14 protein-coding genes are annotated in these 16,955 nt (G+C 48.5%); 13 read left to right on the top strand and 1 reads right to left on the bottom strand.

What is annotated here, in order from left to right; translation table 11 throughout:
• Positions 1-13: 13 nt before the first annotated feature.
• The 10 genes from ACZ46D_RS08340 (at position 14) to ACZ46D_RS08295 (ending at position 13,195) form a co-directional block, all read left to right on the top strand.
• The gene (locus ACZ46D_RS08340) at positions 14-1,030 is read left to right on the top strand and encodes a Gfo/Idh/MocA family protein (protein ID WP_464926990.1); all 1,017 of its coding nucleotides are present in this window, start codon (positions 14-16) and stop codon (positions 1,028-1,030) included.
• Between the two features lie 29 nt (positions 1,031-1,059).
• On the top strand, positions 1,060-2,031 hold the full coding sequence (locus ACZ46D_RS08335; protein WP_464926989.1) for a Gfo/Idh/MocA family protein: 972 nt from the start codon (positions 1,060-1,062) through the stop codon (positions 2,029-2,031).
• Positions 2,032-2,310: 279 nt separating this feature from the next.
• Positions 2,311-3,729 (top strand): hypothetical protein, encoded by a 1,419-nt coding sequence (locus ACZ46D_RS08330; protein ID WP_464926988.1) that lies wholly within the window; start codon positions 2,311-2,313, stop codon positions 3,727-3,729.
• 128 nt (positions 3,730-3,857) lie between these two features.
• A complete protein-coding gene (locus tag ACZ46D_RS08325) occupies positions 3,858-5,324 on the top strand; it encodes a hypothetical protein (protein WP_464926987.1) in 1,467 nt (488 codons plus the stop codon).
• A gap of 132 nt (positions 5,325-5,456) precedes the next feature.
• On the top strand, positions 5,457-6,302 hold the full coding sequence (locus ACZ46D_RS08320) for a class I SAM-dependent methyltransferase (RefSeq protein WP_464926986.1): 846 nt from the start codon (positions 5,457-5,459) through the stop codon (positions 6,300-6,302).
• The gene (locus tag ACZ46D_RS08315; protein WP_464926985.1) at positions 6,303-7,448 is read left to right on the top strand and encodes a glycosyltransferase; all 1,146 of its coding nucleotides are present in this window, start codon (positions 6,303-6,305) and stop codon (positions 7,446-7,448) included.
• Positions 7,449-7,504: 56 nt separating this feature from the next.
• Positions 7,505-9,382 carry an asparagine synthase (glutamine-hydrolyzing) gene (gene asnB / locus ACZ46D_RS08310; RefSeq protein ID WP_464926984.1) on the top strand — a complete coding sequence of 626 codons (1,878 nt, stop codon included), beginning with the start codon at positions 7,505-7,507 and terminating at the stop codon, positions 9,380-9,382.
• 18 nt (positions 9,383-9,400) lie between these two features.
• Positions 9,401-10,399 (top strand): methyltransferase domain-containing protein, encoded by a 999-nt coding sequence (locus tag ACZ46D_RS08305; protein ID WP_464926983.1) that lies wholly within the window; start codon positions 9,401-9,403, stop codon positions 10,397-10,399.
• A gap of 15 nt (positions 10,400-10,414) precedes the next feature.
• A complete protein-coding gene (locus tag ACZ46D_RS08300; protein WP_464926982.1) occupies positions 10,415-11,482 on the top strand; it encodes an NAD-dependent epimerase/dehydratase family protein in 1,068 nt (355 codons plus the stop codon).
• 567 nt (positions 11,483-12,049) lie between these two features.
• Positions 12,050-13,195: a glycosyltransferase family 4 protein gene (locus ACZ46D_RS08295; protein WP_464926981.1), complete on the top strand. Its 1,146-nt coding sequence runs from the start codon at positions 12,050-12,052 to the stop codon at positions 13,193-13,195.
• A gap of 42 nt (positions 13,196-13,237) precedes the next feature.
• On the opposite strand, the gene ACZ46D_RS08290 is transcribed toward ACZ46D_RS08295, so the two are convergent.
• Positions 13,238-14,370, bottom strand: a protein-coding gene (locus ACZ46D_RS08290) for an IS3 family transposase (RefSeq protein WP_464926980.1) whose coding sequence is annotated in 2 segments (ribosomal slippage) — positions 13,238-14,118 and positions 14,118-14,370 — 1,134 coding nt in all. Because the reading frame shifts where the segments join, the coding sequence is not laid out codon by codon here.
• 75 nt (positions 14,371-14,445) lie between these two features.
• Between ACZ46D_RS08290 and ACZ46D_RS08285 the strand changes: the two genes are divergently transcribed.
• Genes ACZ46D_RS08285 through ACZ46D_RS08275 form a run of 3 tightly spaced genes read left to right on the top strand, consistent with a single transcriptional unit; the run spans position 14,446 to position 16,939 of the window.
• Positions 14,446-15,549, top strand: a complete 1,104-nt coding sequence (locus tag ACZ46D_RS08285) for an N-acetyl sugar amidotransferase (RefSeq protein WP_464926979.1) — start codon at positions 14,446-14,448, stop codon at positions 15,547-15,549.
• Positions 15,546-16,160, top strand: coding sequence for an imidazole glycerol phosphate synthase subunit HisH (gene hisH, locus ACZ46D_RS08280; RefSeq protein WP_464926978.1), 615 nt, complete (start codon positions 15,546-15,548; stop codon positions 16,158-16,160). The genes ACZ46D_RS08285 and hisH overlap by 4 nt, the downstream gene beginning before the upstream one ends.
• Positions 16,161-16,162: 2 nt before the next feature.
• Positions 16,163-16,939 (top strand): AglZ/HisF2 family acetamidino modification protein, encoded by a 777-nt coding sequence (locus tag ACZ46D_RS08275; RefSeq protein ID WP_464926977.1) that lies wholly within the window; start codon positions 16,163-16,165, stop codon positions 16,937-16,939.
• Positions 16,940-16,955 lie beyond the last annotated feature (16 nt).

The raw sequence follows: 16,955 nt of genomic DNA, 5'->3' as shown, positions 1-16,955 counted from the left end.
TGAGTCGTAAGATATGACCACCTTGGCGATAATTGGTGCAGGGCGAATGGGGCAGCGTCATATTGGTGTGGCTCGTAAGCTGGACCTCCAGATCTGCGGCATCGTTGATCTTCGATCAAATGCTTTATTTGATGCCCAGGCTGTATATGGTCTTGCAAATAACCTTCTTTTCGCTAACCATGACGCACTATATGAAGTGATCGTACCCGATATCTTGATCATTTCAACAACGGCAGACTCACATTGCGAGCTTACCTGCGCGGCGGCGGAACGAGGCGTTAAATACATCCTTGTCGAAAAGCCGCTTGCGGTTTCTTTGGAAGAGTGTGAAAGGATGATGAGTGTTTGCCGAAGATATGGCGCAAGATTATCAGTCAATCACCAGATGCGGTTTATGGAGCAGTACTCCAAACCCAAGGCACTTCTTGATAGCGACGCCTATGGTGGTTTGAAAAGTATGACCGTGGTTGGCGGTAACTTCGGTATTTCGATGAATGGAACGCATTATTTTGAGGCGTTTCGGTATATGGTGAACGAGGCACCTGTATCCGTAACGGCATGGTTTGACCCTGACGCGGTTGCTAATCCTCGCGGACCACAATTTCAAGACCGTGCCGGTTCGATTCGTGTCACCACTGAAAGCGGTAAGCGGCTGTATATCGAAATTGGATGCGAGCAAGGGCATGGGTTAGAGGTGATTTACGCGGCACGCAATGGAATGATAACCATCAGCGAACTGACTGGCAGCATGAGATTGGCCGTGCGTCAATCCGAATACCGGGACCTGTCGACAACACGATACGGCATGCCTGCTGAGAGTTTCCATGAGACGATCGCTCCGGTAGAAGTCATTGACTCCACGGCGATGGTGCTAAACGCATTGCTCAAGGGCGAGAACATCGTGACCGCAGAGGAAGGAATGATGGCGATTAAGGTCTTGGTCGCTGCCTACACTTCAGCCGAAAATGGCAACATTCCCGTTAGACTAGACGAGCGACTCGACCGTACTCGAATCTTCCCCTGGGCTTGATAAAAGGCAAACTGATACAACATGCCGAAATGACAGACGATAACGTTTCACTGAAAATTGCCTTTGTCGGCGCTGGTTATATGACAACGGAGCATCTCAAGGCGTTTCGTGATATTCCCACGGTAAACCTTACTGGTATTTTTAGTAGAACGCGAAGCCGGGCTGATCAGCTTGCCACGGAGTATGGCTTAAGCGCAGTCTGCGCTTCCATTGATGAGTTATACGAGACAACGCAAGCCAAATTAGTTGTGATCTCGGTGCCAGAGCTGTCAGTTCGGGAGGCATGTGTTGAGGCATTTAAGTATCCTTGGACATGCTTGATAGAGAAACCAGCGGGATACGATGTAGCCGATGCAGAACATATTTTGGCAAGCGCACACGAGCACAAAGCGCAAGCATTTGTGGCATTGAATCGCCGTCACTACAGCAGTACGCGAGCAGTGGTGAAGGAACTCGCTCACCACGAGGGGGCGAGACTTATCCATGTTTATGATCAGCAAGATCAGATCGCTGCCAGAAAAGCGGGGCAACCGGAGTCTGTTGTCCAGAACTGGATGTATGCAAATTCAATCCATGTCATTGACTATCTCACTATTCTTGGCCGAGGCGAGATTGTCGCGGTGGAGCCAGTGATTCCATGGGTGCCCAACTGCCCAAGTTTTGTTGCAGCAAAGATTATGTATGACTCCGGGGATATTGCCCTATACGAGGCCGTGTGGAATGGTCCGGGTCCTTGGGCTGTGACGGTCACTACGCAAGAAAAAAGATGGGAGATGCGCCCCTTGGAGCAAGCCTTTGTGCAACCCTATGGATCACGAAAGCTTGAATCTATCGTTGCTCACAAATGGGATACAGATTTTAAGCCCGGACTCAGAGCGCAAGCGGAGGAGGCGATTAAGGCAATTGGCGGACAGGAGCATGCGCTGCCCAGTCTAGAAGAAGCATTGAGATCAATGCGGTTGGCGCGGGCAATATACGGTGGCGGTAGTTGGCATGCCTAATATTTTCGTCCTAGTTCTTGGCGCTGCACACCAATCGAAGCGCTGACGGTAGGCAACTGCTTCTTGAAAAAAAGAAGACCAGAATTCGGCTCTCAAACTGAATTATGAAAGCGCGTTCGAATTGGATTAGAGGATGGCAATCCCTCAGTCATTCCTTTCTACCGTACTCAAGCGACGACGAGTCCGAAGTTTGTCGTCATGGCGTTTGAGTGCGAAAGCTCTGGCAGACTGGATGTTCAGAGAGAAATCCATAAAACAAAGTTTATCAGGAATGCCGAATTGAACATTAAAAAAGAAGGCGGCGAGTTTCATGTGCTCACATTGGGCTACGGCTTACGTCTTGTTGATCATTTGTGGGCCCCCCTTGAGGAGGCAACTGGTTTTTCGGTTTCTCACCTCCTGCATCCATCCCTGCATCAAAAAGATTTATCCGAACGTGAGAGCCATTTGCATTTGTATTGCATACGTAATGAACCTGAGGAAACAATGCCACGACCAGACATAGAGTATTTAGCATCTCTGGAAGGTGACAATGTTCCCACGATACACAATATGATTATGTGTGACTCGGTATTGCGGGAGCTCCCGTACAGCGAAGCGATCGCTTATGCTTCGTATGTCGGCCGTCGAATGGAGAACCTTTTTAAAGACTTAGAGCCATCCGTAATTATAAGTGGATTCGATGGATTTCAAAGTAGTATGTCGTTGGCAGTAGCAAAGAAGCTGAGCGTTCCTTGGTTTGCTCTTAGTTTTTCGGTCATGCCCAGAGGGCTGACTGGGTTTGCCTCCGGTATGAATACTAGCAGTACTTTCTCGGCACTGTCTGCTTCCCAATGTACAATTCGAACTCTCGCTGAGCGAACATTGTTAGAGTTTGAGGCGGGCAGGTTGCTGGCACCTAGCATTAAAACAGAAAACAATATTAAGACAATTATCAATTTGCTACCCACACGCATTTTGAACTTGTTTAGCGCATTAAAGGAAAATATCACAGGACAATCTGATAAATTTAGCCGGCGTCCCGTGAGCCGTTCAGTTTCGGATTATTTCCGAAGACGTTTGAATCTAATTCGCCTCCCCAGACAATCACTGCTTAAAACTCCACCAGATACGCCTTATTTGTTTATCGGTTTGCATATGCAGCCAGAAATGGCGATCGACGTGTGGGCGCCGTTTTACGCGGATCAGTTTAGCGTTATCGAAGCAATCGCGAGGTCATCCCCGCCAACACATAGGCTGTTGGTAAAGTTGCATAAAATAGATGCAGATAACTACTCTCCGAGGCAGTTGCATCAATTGACGCGACTACCTGGTGTCGAACTTGTTTCTCCATTTGCGTCATCGCGTCAATTTATTGAGAAGGCTTCGTTGATTCTGTCAATCCAGGGAACAATTACTCTGGAGGCTGCGTTGCTGGGGCGACCGGTGTTGGTGTTCGGAGAAACTGTATACACAGATTTGCCGAGCGTAACAAAAGTAGGGCGGATCACAGACTTGCCTGAGCAGATCCGTTCTAAACTTGCTGAGGAACCCTTAGCAAGAGAGAGCATCATGCTCGGCTTGGGATCAGTTCTTCGCCGTTATGCTCCCGGGTGTTTTAATGATTGGGATGTTTTGCCAAGCGCGTCTGAGATTGAAGCTCTTGCAACCCATTTTGAAGCCTTACAATGTTACATTGCAAAAGAGATATCTGCGTAGACTTGGCAACAGTGCCTTCCCGTCATTAATATGATAAGGCCTATCCTCTACATGGAAAAGGGCCTTCAATCCCCATCAACTTCATATTTGAATTCAGAGAAGATGGTTGAAGATAAAGATACTAAGAGATGGTCATTTACAAAAAACATTTAACAACAACACTTCCCTTGGCGCTGTTGGGAATAGTTACTTTGATGTCCATAAATGTGCAAGCCCGCTACGTATTAGCCCCCGGCATTGCGTGCGTCTTAATTGTTATTGGGCTGCTGGTTTCGCTGTGGCAAAGAGACCGCCAACTACCATTTTTTGATATCGGTATGCTTTGTGTTTCGATGACATGTGTTTATTCAGTGTATCCACTAGTTAACTTTATGTTCGGAGATTTCAGTTTCGGCACTCTAGGAGATGGACGACTGACCCACTATGGACCAAGTCCATCAGAAATTGGATTGTTTCACTTCCGACATGTAGTCTACTTACTGTTCCTTGGGATCTTTTATTCGGTTTTTCGTGGGCGTAAAGTGATTTTCATATCGGGAAAGGTGGCAGAACCTAGTCATCGAACCCAACAAATAATTATACTTGGGTTTGTCTTGTTAAATGTCTATTTTCTCATCTTGAATGTGGCAACTGGAATCAACTTTAATCATGGTTACGATCCGGATTCGGTTGCAAATAATCTTGCGGTTAACGCGAGCGCACCTCTCATTTTGTTGCAGTTATCTGGGAAGCTTGCTGGATTAGAGTTTATCTTTCAAACAGCTGTAATTACGCTTATTATACTCCGGTGTAACCAGAAAAAATGGCTTATCGGATTGATAATTTTGATATTTATTGTAACGATTCAATCGTTTTTAGAGAAAGGTTCTAGGGGCGGCTTGATGGCCTTTATGCTTCTGACACTACTCATGTATCACCGAGTCCACAGAGTATCATTAAGATTTTTGTTTGGATCAATATCAATTCTTTTCTTGTACTTTATGTTTATGGGGTGGTATCGGGCATTTGATGATTTCACATCGTGGCAGGGTGCTTTTGACAATTTTAGTGTTGTGATGTCCGCAGGAAATGAATTTCAAAGTCTGCTCGGCACGGCGTACGATGTTTATCTGAGAAAGTTGTCAGGGATAGAGCTCCCGTGGTATTTAGCGATAAACGATTTCACTCCAATACTTCCGCCGCAACAGCTATTACCATTTGAAAAGGTAACCGGAGCAGAGTGGTATTTAAGGCAAATTGGCATAAGTGGCACTGGGCAGGGATTTATGTGGGGTGTTATTACCCAGGCAATTGTCGGTTTCGACTGGATTGAGTTGGCGTTGCGCGGCGCTTTATTGGGGTACATACTGGCACGAATCCATCGTTGGTATCAAGAGAGGCAAGAGGGTTTTCTTGAAACGCTGTTTTATTCAATTCTTTGCGTTTACGTTTTAGGGACTTTTAGAGATACAACAGGTGCCATTTTCTGGCCGATATTTTGGGAGTTTATCCCTTTTTATATTACCCTTCGTTTGCTTGGTGGACCCAAGATTCGTCATCGTAGCAGAATTCGCGAAGTGCGGGAAGTGTGTGTTGATGCTAAAGTGGTGAATTGAATTGTTACGATTTTTCTCGATAATAAGAAGTGGTTCTTCATCACGCCAGCCCCTGAGATAAGCCATATTAGGTTAGTTCTTTGCTGATCGTACAACATTTGGAAGTATATATATAATATAGGTGATTATTAGGTGCAAAAGGAAAATGTTGTTTCTGCGCGATTAATTGATGTTGAAGGTAACAGGCTTGTTTACCTTGGGGCAAGGGCTACGCCAGAACTATGGGATTCGTTATGGTCAATGGATAAGGAGACTGTGCAGAAAAGCATAGCCGCCTCACGTGATGGTGGTCAACTGGTAGCATTGACCAAACGCTACTGTAAGCCAGCAGACGGGATTATCCTAGAAGGAGGCTGTGGGAGAGGGCACTATGTAGCTGCGCTGCACCGTGCAGGCTATAAGTGTGTTGGCATAGACTTTGCCCCGATGGCGGTTAATGCTCTCAATGAGCACGCGCCAGAGCTCGATATCAGGCTTGGTGATTTGCGGGCGCTTCCTTTTTCTGACGCATCAGTTGCAGGATACTGGTCTCTAGGTGTTATTGAACACTTCTGGGATGGCTACCATCCTCTTGCAAGTGAAATGTCGCGAGTCATCAAGGACGGAGGGTATCTTTTTTGCGCTTTTCCTTACATGAGTCCCTTGCGAAAAATCAAGGCTTGGTTGGGTTGTTACCCCATAAGTAGGTTTAAATCTGAACCAGCGGATTTTTATCAGTTTGCATTGTCTGAAAAAACTGTAATCGAGACCATGGCGCAGTTCGGTTTCATTTTCCAGAAAAGCTGGAGCTCAGCTGGTCTCAAGGCTATCCAAGGTGAATGTGGTTATCTTTCGACTATATTTGAACGCCTTTATAGCTACGAAGGCCAATCGCTGTTTCTTCGTAGTTTACGGCGTATGATTGATTTTGGTTTAGTGCATGTGGGCACTTCACATTCTGTTTTATGTGTATTCCGTCGTTGCCAAAGGGAAATCTAATTGCCTAACGTAACGCCGAGACCTTTTCTTGCGCTATTCTTGCCAACACTTGATGGTGGCGGTGCCGAACGGGCTTTTGTTGAGTTGGCGAACCAATGCGCATTATTCTTAGGTGTTCGCGTTGATTTGGTATGCTCGAAGCTTAAAGGGCCATATGTTGAAGAGGTGTCGACTGCCGTTCGGGTAATTGACCTGTCAACTACAAGTAAACTCCTGACCTTGGCTCGGTTGATAAAATATTTAAGAACAGAGAAGCCTGATGCGTTACTCTCGTGTCCAGATCTCGCAAACGTTGGTGCTGTTTTCGCTTGTGCTCTGACAGGGAAAATTGATAAATGTTTTATTAGTGAAAGAACAGTATTGACGGAATTCTTTGTGAGATTTCACCCTTACCGCTTTATTTTTTTAAAGCCTCTATTTCGTATCTTCTATAAGCGTGCAAAGCTTATCATTTGCAATTCTTACGCGGCAAAAAAAGATTTAATGACTGTTCTGGGGGTTAAGGGCTCAATATGTAAAGTCATACATAATTCGGTTGATATTGCGAATGTTGAAAATCTCTCAAAGGAAGAGCTGGTTTTCACTTTGGGTGATGATCGTAATCCTACCATGTTATGCGCAATTGGCAGTTTTAGTCCGGTAAAAGATCGATCCACACTTGTTAAGGCTTTTGCCCTTGTGCGAAAAAAAATTCCTTGTTATCTCTTTCTTCTTGGGGAAGGGGAAGAGAGGGAAAAGCTTGAGCGGTTAGCTCGCGCGCTAGATGTTGATAAATATATACTCATGCCTGGCTTCGACACCAACCCATTTCGATGGCTCGCAAAAGCGGATGTGTTTATCAGTTCGTCGTTGATTGAAGGCTGCCCGAATGTTATTCAGCAAGCGCTCGCGTTAGGGGTTCGTATTGTCGCCACTGATTGTCCCGGCGGAACTGCGGAAATACTCGAAAATGGGAAGTGGGGCCGTTTGGTACCTATGGGAGATTCACGGGCAATGGCGGAAGCAATAATTTCCACTCTCAGCGACAAATCCCTCCCAGATGGTAGGTTGAGAGCAATTGATTTTGAGCCGCGTCGAGTAGCTCGGGCGTATCTCAAATTGATTTTTCCAGAGTTTGTTCCTCAAGAAATCGCGTGCAGCGACTAGCCCGCTTTAAAAACCGACCAGCTACGGTGCCGCTGGCGGTTGTTAATTCCTAGAGTATGTGTGGATTAATTGGAATAGCATCGGTTTTCGTGTGGCCAGAACGCGCCTGGCTCACCGCTGGTCGTGATGCTATGGCCCATCGTGGGCCGGACGATGCTGGTGAATGGTGGGCCGACGACGGGCGGGTGGGGTTGGCTCATCGTCGTCTATCGATTATTGAGCTCTCGCTCGCCGGGCATCAGCCGATGCGGGACGAAGCCCGTGGCCTCACCATTGTATTCAATGGTGAGATTTACAACTTCCGTGAGTTGCGTGACGAACTGGAGCAATGCGGTTACGTCTTTCGCTCATCCAGCGATACGGAAGTGCTGCTGGCCGCCTACGACGTATGGGATACGGATTGCCTGTCGCGATTGAACGGCATGTTTGCTTTTGCGATACACGACGCAAGGCGGCAGCGTGTGTTTATGGCGCGTGATCGTGCCGGAGAAAAGCCGCTTTTCTATCACGTGGCGAATGGCACACTGCGTTTCGCCTCTGAACTCAAGGCCCTGCTGGCAGACGCAAGCCTGCCGCGCCGCATCAGCCCAGAGGCGTTCGACTGTTATCTGGCCATGGGCTTTGTGCCGGGCGATCGCTGTATCCTGCAGGGCTTCCACAAACTGCCCCCCGCCCATGCCCTGACCTTTGATCTCACCGCGGGTACGGCCAGGGTATGGCGCTATTGGCAACTGCCGGAATTGGAACCCCAAGCCGACACTGGTGCGGTGGATGAAGCGGCTCTTCTCGATGAACTGGAGGCGCTGCTTGAAAACGCCGTGGGGCGACAGTTGCTGGCCGATGTCCCAGTAGGGGTACTGCTCAGTGGTGGAGTTGATTCTAGCCTGATCACTGCCATGGCGGTGCGCCAGGCAAGCAAGGTGAAGACCTTCACAATAGGCTTCCCTGGCCACGGCAAGTTGGATGAGACAGGGCATGCCCGCCTAATTGCCCGACATTTTGGTACCCAGCACACGGAACTGATGGCTGAGCCAGCTACGGCAGACCTGCTGCCGTGTTTGGCTCGCCAGTTTGACGAACCGATGGTGGATTCGTCGACGATCCCTACTTTTCTTGTCAGTCAGTTGGTGCGTCAGCACTGCACCGTGGCATTGGGTGGTGATGGTGGCGACGAGTTGTTTGGCGGGTATGGACATTACAGTCGCTTGTTATGGATGCAGAGGCGATTGGGGTTCTTTCCTTACCCGCTGCGGCAGCTTACAGCCTTGGCTGCCGAACGCTTTTTGCCGCTTGGGTTTGCGAACAGCAATATTCGAACGTGGCTGATGGCATCAAGTGAGGATCTGCGTTATGGATTGCCCCAGATCGCCAGCTGCTTCGACGCCACCATTCGGCGGAAGCTCATGGCGGCCTACCCCGGCTATGGTTTGGTTGCCGAGGCCATTCATCGTGATTGCGTACCACGCCATCTTGACCTGCTTCAACGGGCCACCCGCATGGATTTTCAGAATTACCTGGCAGAGGACATTCTGGTCAAGGTGGATCGTGCCAGCATGCTGAACTCTCTGGAAGTGCGCGCGCCGTTGCTCGATTACCGTCTGATTGAGTTTGCCTTTGGCAAGGTGCCCTCGTATTTGAAGGCAACCGCGCAGGAGAAGAAGATATTGCTCAAGCGGTTGACCGCCCGCGTGTTGCCGCCAGAGTTCGACCGACAGCGAAAACAGGGCTTTTCAATTCCGCTGGCGGAGTGGCTTAAGGGCGGGGCATATCGGACGCTGTTTAATGAGGTATTGCGTGACTCGCAGTGCAGCTTTGATGCACGAACAGTTAATGGGCTGCTACGTGGCCAAGATCGTGGACGCAGCAATGGCGAGCGTCTGTTTGCTTTGGTTCTGTTTGAGTTATGGCGGCGGGAGTATGGGGTTACGTTTTGATTGTATTGGAGAATACGTGTGAAAACTGAATTGCTGGAACTGCTGCGTTGTCCGAAGACCGGGCAACGGTTGATGTTGGAGACCGACGAAAATAATTCACAAGAAATCGAGTCGGGTTGGCTGGTCTCAGAAGATGGCCAGCATCGGTATCCTGTCCGTGGCGGTATACCGCGCTTCGTCCCGCAGTCGAATTATGCCGATAACTTCGGTATGCAGTGGAACCATTTTCGCCAAACCCAGCTGGATAGCTATTCCGGTCTACCAATTTCCGCTGATCGGTTCTGGTTGGCCACAGCCTGGTCGCCGGATAAGCTAAAGGGACAATGGGTGCTTGATGTCGGCTGCGGCGCTGGACGCTTTGCCGAAGTGGCATTGAAGGCCGGCGCAAAGGTAGTGGCGCTGGATTACTCCAGCGCGGTAGATGCATGTTATGCCAACTTGAAGCACCACTCAAATCTGCATGTTGTGCAAGGCGATATCTATGCGTTACCATTCGCGCTGGGCGAGTTTCCGTTTGTCTACTCTTTGGGTGTCCTCCAGCACACGCCTGATGTCGCCGCAGCTTTTGCGGCGTTGCCGCCGATGATGCGGGAGGGGGGGCAGTTGTGCGTGGATTTTTACTGGAAACGTTTCAGAACGATGCTGCACACAAAGTATCTACTAAGGCCATTCACTCAACGCATGTCACAGCCAAAGTTGTTCGGTTTGTTGGAGCGGTGGGTGCCGAGTCTATTGGCCGTTAGCCAACGTCTGGGGCGTGTGCCGCTACTTGGGCGAGTACTCAAACGACTGGTCCCCGTTGCGGACTACACCGGTATTTATCCCCTGACCGATCAGCAGTTGAGGGAGTGGGCACTTCTGGATACGTTCGACATGTTGGCGCCCGCGTATGACAACCCCCAGACGGCAGCAATGATTCGGCGATGGCTAAATGATGCGAAGCTTGTAGATGTTGAGGTAGGCCACTGGGGGCATCTGGTTGGTCGTGGTACCAAGTTGGCACAAATTTCTGCCTGAGAAAAGGAACATTTTATGAGTACGAATAATTTTAATTCTGCCTATGCCGAACTTCAAACCCGGCTCGTCGCCGACCCCAAGGGATGGCTTGTAACGGGTATCGCCGGGTTTATTGGCAGCAATCTGCTTGAAACCTTGCTCAAGCTCAATCAGCGTGTGGTTGGTCTGGATAATTTTTCGACTGGCCACCAGCGTAATCTGGACGAAGTCAAGACCCTTGTTTCCCCGGAACAATGGTCAAATTTCCATTTTATTGAAGGCGATATCCGGACGCTGGAGGACTGCCATAAGGCCAGCCAAGGCGTCGATTACATCCTCCACCAAGCCGCCTTGGGTTCCGTGCCGCGCAGCATTGAAGATCCCATCACCACCAATGCCAACAACATCGATGGCTTCCTCAATATGCTGGTCGCCGCGCGTGATGCAAACGTCAAGCGTTTCGTTTATGCCGCTAGCAGCTCCACTTACGGCGACCACCCTGATCTTCCCAAAGTTGAAGCAAATATCGGGAAACCATTGTCGCCCTATGCGGTGACCAAACTTGTCAACGAACTTTATGCCGATGTCTTCGCGCGGACCTACGACTTTAAAACAATTGGTCTGCGTTATTTCAATATCTTTGGACAACGGCAAGATCCGAACGGCGCCTATGCAGCAGTTATCCCAAAATGGACTTCTGCCGTACTCCTGAATCAGCCAGTTTTCATTAATGGGGACGGAGAAACCAGCCGCGACTTTTGTTACATAGATAACGCCGTACAGGCCAACCTGCTCGCCGCCACATGTGAAAATGCAGATGCTGCAAATCAGGTTTATAACGTGGCCGTCAGCGGCAGAACCACCTTAAATAGTTTGTTCGAAATGATTCGCGAGAACCTCAAGGACTTTGGTGTGCTGGCGAATACCCAGGCTATATACCGCGATTTTCGACCCGGAGATGTTCGTCATTCTCAGGCTGATATTGGTAAAGCCCAACGTTTTCTTGGTTACCAACCAAGCCACACAATTTCCCAGGGTATTAATGCGGCGATGTCTTGGTATGTTCACGCCCATCGTCACGGCAGCGTTAAGACCATGCCCTGACACGCAACTCATTTTGCCTGAATCGTTCGCATAAATTCGAACACCTTGGGTAAAGTCTTTGGCATGTTGCAAACCCAGCCAGAGGATTTTTTTATCTGTTTTTCCGTCGCTTTCGCGTCCTAGGAATCCGCCGAACATCACGATCTATCGGATGAGATCACGAATGCTTGGCGGTGTTTTCGGTAGTGGCTTCTTTGCCAAACAAAATATACGCGCCCTACCACCCTAGTAACCATGTCGTCGAGTTTGCCGATTACCAAATTAGCATTATTAATGTAGAGGTCAAATTATGAACCTGATAGAACCCATGTCGTCGGGGTTGCCGATTGTCTGCTTCAACCGTGACCCCATGCCGTGGGGTTTGGACGATCTCGGGGGGGCCTTTGATCCTGAGCTCCCGGTGGGCATTGCGCGAGCGCGACGTGAGTTAACTGTGTCGCTACAGCTACGAACCGGAAAGGTGCAAGTAAGCGTTGAGAGGTCATGGCGACTCACCTGGCAGCGCTGTGCAGATGACACTTTTACATTTCTGGCGAAGATAGCCCTCAGCGCAGACAGGAGGGCTCCTTGAGCGGCATCACGATTGGCATCGATGCATCACGCAATCGTTCCGGTGGCGCGGTGGCGCATTTGGTTGGCATACTTTCTGGGGGGGATCCGATCCAGTTCGGGATCAGCACGGTTCATGTTTGGGCATATCGATCGTTGTTAAATGTCCTACCAGACCGTCCATGGCTTATCAAGCATAATCCGCCCGAAATAGAACAGTCCCTTCTAATGCAAATGTGGTGGCAGCGCTTCAGCTTTCCTCGCGTGGCGAGGAAAGCTGGTTGCTCAATAGTCCTAAATACCGATGCGGGTACTATTTCACCGTTCCGGCCATCCGTCACTATGAGCCGCGATATGCTTTCGTATGAACCCGGTGAAATCGAGCGCTTCGGTTTTAGTCGGGATCGCTTGAGGCTGATACTATTGCGTTACATGCAGAATCGATCGCTTCGGGTGGCTGATGGCGTTATTTTTCTTACCCATTACGCAGCTAATGTAATTCAGCGTTCATGCGGGTCGTTGCCACGTGTTGCCCGTATACCCCATGGTGTGGGCAGAGATTTTAAATGTACCCAGCCAGCCCACTCTTGGCCTGAGAATGGTGAGCGTCCTCTCCGTTGCCTGTATGTCTCTCCCGTATGGGAGTATAAACATCAATGGGTTGTGATCCGGGCTATTGAGGCCCTCCGGAAACGAGACTATCGCATCACACTAGCCTTAGTTGGAGGTGGAAATGGTCGTGCCAAGCGCCTTTTAAATGAACAATTGAGTGTCTCTGATCCCCACCGTACCTTTGTGCAGCAAATGGAATTTGTTCCGCAAAGGGACTTGCCAGGCCATCTTGCTAATGCAGACATATTTATTTTCGCTTCTAGTTGCGAAAATATGCCGAACACCCTAGTCGAGGCCATGGCGGTGGGGTTGCCAATTGCTTGCTCAAATCGTGGCCCCATGCCGGAGGTGCTTGCTGATGGTGGCACATATTTCGACCCGGAAGATGCCGAATCTATTGCTGAAGCCATAGAGCAGATTATTAAAGATCCGGTGCTTCGGGTGAGAATCGCTCAGCGTGCCAAAATCCTTTCCGAACAGTACTCTTGGTTGCGATGCTCAGATGAAACTTGGGCATTTATTGAGAATACCTACAATAGCATCAAAAAATGAAAAAACGACAATACCAAATCTGTACTAACTGCGCTATTGACCTTACCCCTGTGATTGTTCCAGTCTGCGATTAGCGATTTCGGCTTTTTGAGCCCGTTTAAAGGCTGCTGAAAATTCTTCTGGGGTCATGTTGTCCAGAGAGCTATGGGGCCGATTTACATTATAATCCGTTCGCCATAATTCAATTATTTCTTGGGCCTTGTGCAGGCTGACGAATACATGCTCATTGAGGCATTCGTCTCGGAACTTCCCATTGAAGCTCTCGATAAAGGCGTTCTGAACCGGCTTCCCCGGCTGAATAAACCTGAGCTTGACCTTGTTTTCAAAGGCCCAAAGATCAAGAGCTTTGCTGATAAACTCCGGGCCGTTATCCACCGTTATCACCTCCGGCAACCCGCGAGTCAGGGCGACACGATCAAGCACCCGGCTTACTCGCTGCCCGGTGAGCGAGTGGTCTGCCTCCAGAACCGGACATTCTCTGCTGAAGTCATCGACAACAGTCAATACCCGAAAACGGCGGCCACTGAAAAGGTTGTCGGAAACAAAATCCATGGACCAGTGTTGATTGATCCGTTCCGGACGATCCAGGACAACCCGGAGATGGCTTGTCCGTTTCTTGCGCTTCTTTAAGCGAAGGGAGAGCCCTTCTTCCCGGTACAGCCGTTCCGTCCGCTTATGATTGATCTGATAGCCTTCCCGCAGCAACATGGTGTGCAAACGAGGAGCGCCAAACTTGCGCCGCTGTTCCGCCAGCTCTCGCAGGCGGGACCTGATTTCTTCATCGTTCTTGGGTATCGCCTGGTACCGGCAACTGCTCCGGCACAACCCGACAACATCGCAGGCCCGTCGTTCGCTGAACTGATGGTTCTCTTGTAGATAGATCACCACGTTCCGCCGAGCGACAGGCGTTACCACTTTTTTGAGAGAACGTCCTTGATCGCCCGGTTTTCAAGCATTGCGTCAGCAAGCATTTGTTTGAGCTGTTTGTTTTCCTTTTCAAGCGTCTTCAGCCGTTTGGCCTCTGAAACCTCCATCCCGCCATACTTGCTGCGCCAGTTGTAAAAAGTCACATCGCTGATCCCGTGTTGACGGCAGAGATCTACGATTTTCATCCCCGCCTGGGCCTGTTTCAGTATGCTTATAATCTGTTCTTCGCTGAATCGTTTCGATTTCATGTCCGTCTCCTCGGTGAGGTTCTAGACCGAAATCACTAACTTCGCAATGGCTCAGTTTTTAGGGGCAAGGTCACTATGGATACGACGGATTCCTTGATCGAGTTTGACGCAAACGGGGTTTGTGATTATTGCAATAATTACTACTCAAATATCCATCCAAATTGGCATCCTGACGAACTGGGGGAACAGAAACTACGTAACGTAACCGAAAAAATTAAAGCGCAAGGTAAAGGGAAAGATTTCGATTGCATTATTGGTTTGAGTGGCGGTCTTGATAGTTCATATTTGACCTATATTGCCAAAGAAAAATTGGGATTACGTCCCTTGCTGTTCCATGTTGATGCAGGTTGGAACACCGACCAAGCGGTAGGAAACATCGAAAAGTTGGTCGATGGATTGGGCCTTGATTTGTATACTGAGGTAATCAATTGGGAGGAGATCAAGGATCTTCAAGTGTCACTATTGAAATCGCAAATTCCCCATCAGGATATTGCTCAAGATACCGCTTTTTTTTCGACGCTTTATAAATTCGCACGCGTAAATAGAATCAAGTACGTTTTGACTGGTGGCAATTATTCAACAGAGTGTTGCCGAGAGCCAGAAGAGTGGGGCGCCTACCCTGGAACAGACAAAACCTTGATATTGGACATTCATTCAAGATTTGGGAAAACTCCATTAAAAACCTTTCCGATCATCGATGTATTTATTTCCAAGATATACTACAAATACATCTTGGGTATGCAAGTGGTTAAGCCGCTGGATCTAATTCCTTATATTAAAAAAGATGCTGAGTTGTTGCTTGAAAAACGGTTTGGATGGAAAAAGTTTCAGCACAAACATCACGAATCCCGGTTTACTCGTTTTTTTGAAGACTATTGGCTGCCACGGAAATTTGGTTTCGACAGGCGGCGAGCCCACTTTTCGAGCTTAATTCTCACGGGGCAAATGACAAGACAAGAGGCGCTAGCGAGAATTGCCAAACCAGAACTTGATGAACATTTTTTAGAGTGTGAATTTGAGTATGTTGCTCACAAGTTAGATTTGACCGTTGAAGAATTAAGGGAGATATTCAATGGTGAAAACAAATCTAGTTATGACTATAAAAGCAAACGAACTTTAATAGAAATTGGTTCCCGAGCAATGAGTATTCTTGGTTTGGAAAAAAGACTGTACAAATGATTACCATCATTGATTATGGACTGGGCAATGTTCTGGCGTTTGTGAATGTATACAGCCGCTTGAATATTCCAGTCGCGGTTGCGAAGTCTGCCGGTGATTTGGTTAAAGCCACCAAGTTGATTTTGCCCGGAGTGGGTGCTTTTGATCATGCGATGCAGCAGCTGAATTTGTCGGGTATGCGTCAGGCGGTTGAGCAGTTGGTTTTACAAAAAGGGATACCGGTACTTGGTATCTGCGTCGGGATGCAGATGTTGGCCAAATCAAGTGATGAGGGGGTATTGCCCGGCTTGGGGTGGATTGATGGCAAGGTCAGAAGGTTTGATGTGTCAGCGATGCCGCATGGCACTAATTTGCCGCACATGGGTTGGAACGATGTGATGCCGGTGGCTGATAGTGGTTTGTTTAAACGTATGGAGCCGGAGGCCCGGTTTTACTTTCTGCACTCTTACTATTTCGAGTGTCATCAGCAGGCAAACGTTTTGGCAGTCACTGATTACGGCGATCAGTTCAGTTGCGCAGTGAGACATGATAATGTGTATGGCGTTCAATTTCATCCAGAAAAAAGCCATCATTTCGGCAGCCAACTGTTAAGAAACTTCGCGGAAATATAGACATGCTACGCCCTAGAATTATTCCTTGTTTGCTGGTAAGAAATAAAGGGTTGGTTAAGACCGTGAAGTTCGGTCCATCGAAATATGTCGGTGATCCGATTAACGCAGTAAAAATATTTAATGAGAAAGAAGCTGACGAGTTGATTGTGTTGGATATTGATGCCACCGCAACAGGTTCTGCACCTGATTTTGTGATGATTCAAAAATTGGCAGCTGAATGTCGTATGCCTTTGTGTTATGGCGGAGGGGTGAAAACCGTAGAACAGGCGAAACAAATTATCGGGTTGGGTGTAGAGAAGGTTGCGATTAGTTCTGCCGCCCTGAGTGATCCGACTTTGATCACGGCTATTGCTACCGAGATAGGTTGCCAAAGTGTGGTGGTCATCCTTGATGTGAAGAAATCGTTGTTTGGCAAGTACGAGGTTTACACTCATAACGGCCAGAAAAGCACAGGGCGATCACCAGTAGAATTTGCGAAACAGGCTGAAGAATTGGGTGCTGGTGAAATTGTTATCAACTCGATTGATCTGGACGGACAGATGAAGGGATACGATTTAGACTTCGCTGTTAAAGTGCGCGAAGCTGTTTGTTTGCCGATGTCAGTTTTGGGTGGGGCCGGATCGCTTGCCGATATTGAGGCGCTGATTCACGCTTGTGGTGTGGTGGGTGCAGCGGCAGGAAGCTTATTTGTGTTCAAGGGTGTCTATCGGGCTGTTTTGATTAATTATCCCAGTATAATTGAGCGCGATCGTTTAATCCGCAGCTCGTTGAAAAACTAGTGATGCATTATTGCGT

The sequence above is a fragment of the Thiovibrio sp. Mzg5 genome, assembly GCF_055379285.1.
This window is presented reverse-complemented; position numbering and strand designations above follow the sequence as displayed.

Excerpts from the sequence above, each read along its gene's own strand:
- ACZ46D_RS08340 (WP_464926990.1), top strand. The coding sequence starts at position 14 with ATGACCACCTTGGCGATAATTGGTGCAGGGCGAATGGGGCAGCGTCAT.
- ACZ46D_RS08335 (WP_464926989.1), top strand. The coding sequence starts at position 1,060 with ATGACAGACGATAACGTTTCACTGAAAATTGCCTTTGTCGGCGCTGGT.
- ACZ46D_RS08325 (WP_464926987.1), top strand. The coding sequence starts at position 3,858 with ATGGTCATTTACAAAAAACATTTAACAACAACACTTCCCTTGGCGCTG.
- asnB (WP_464926984.1), top strand. The coding sequence starts at position 7,505 with ATGTGTGGATTAATTGGAATAGCATCGGTTTTCGTGTGGCCAGAACGC.
- ACZ46D_RS08300 (WP_464926982.1), top strand. The coding sequence starts at position 10,415 with ATGAGTACGAATAATTTTAATTCTGCCTATGCCGAACTTCAAACCCGG.
- ACZ46D_RS08285 (WP_464926979.1), top strand. The coding sequence starts at position 14,446 with ATGGATACGACGGATTCCTTGATCGAGTTTGACGCAAACGGGGTTTGT.
- hisH (WP_464926978.1), top strand. The coding sequence starts at position 15,546 with ATGATTACCATCATTGATTATGGACTGGGCAATGTTCTGGCGTTTGTG.
- ACZ46D_RS08275 (WP_464926977.1), top strand. The coding sequence starts at position 16,163 with ATGCTACGCCCTAGAATTATTCCTTGTTTGCTGGTAAGAAATAAAGGG.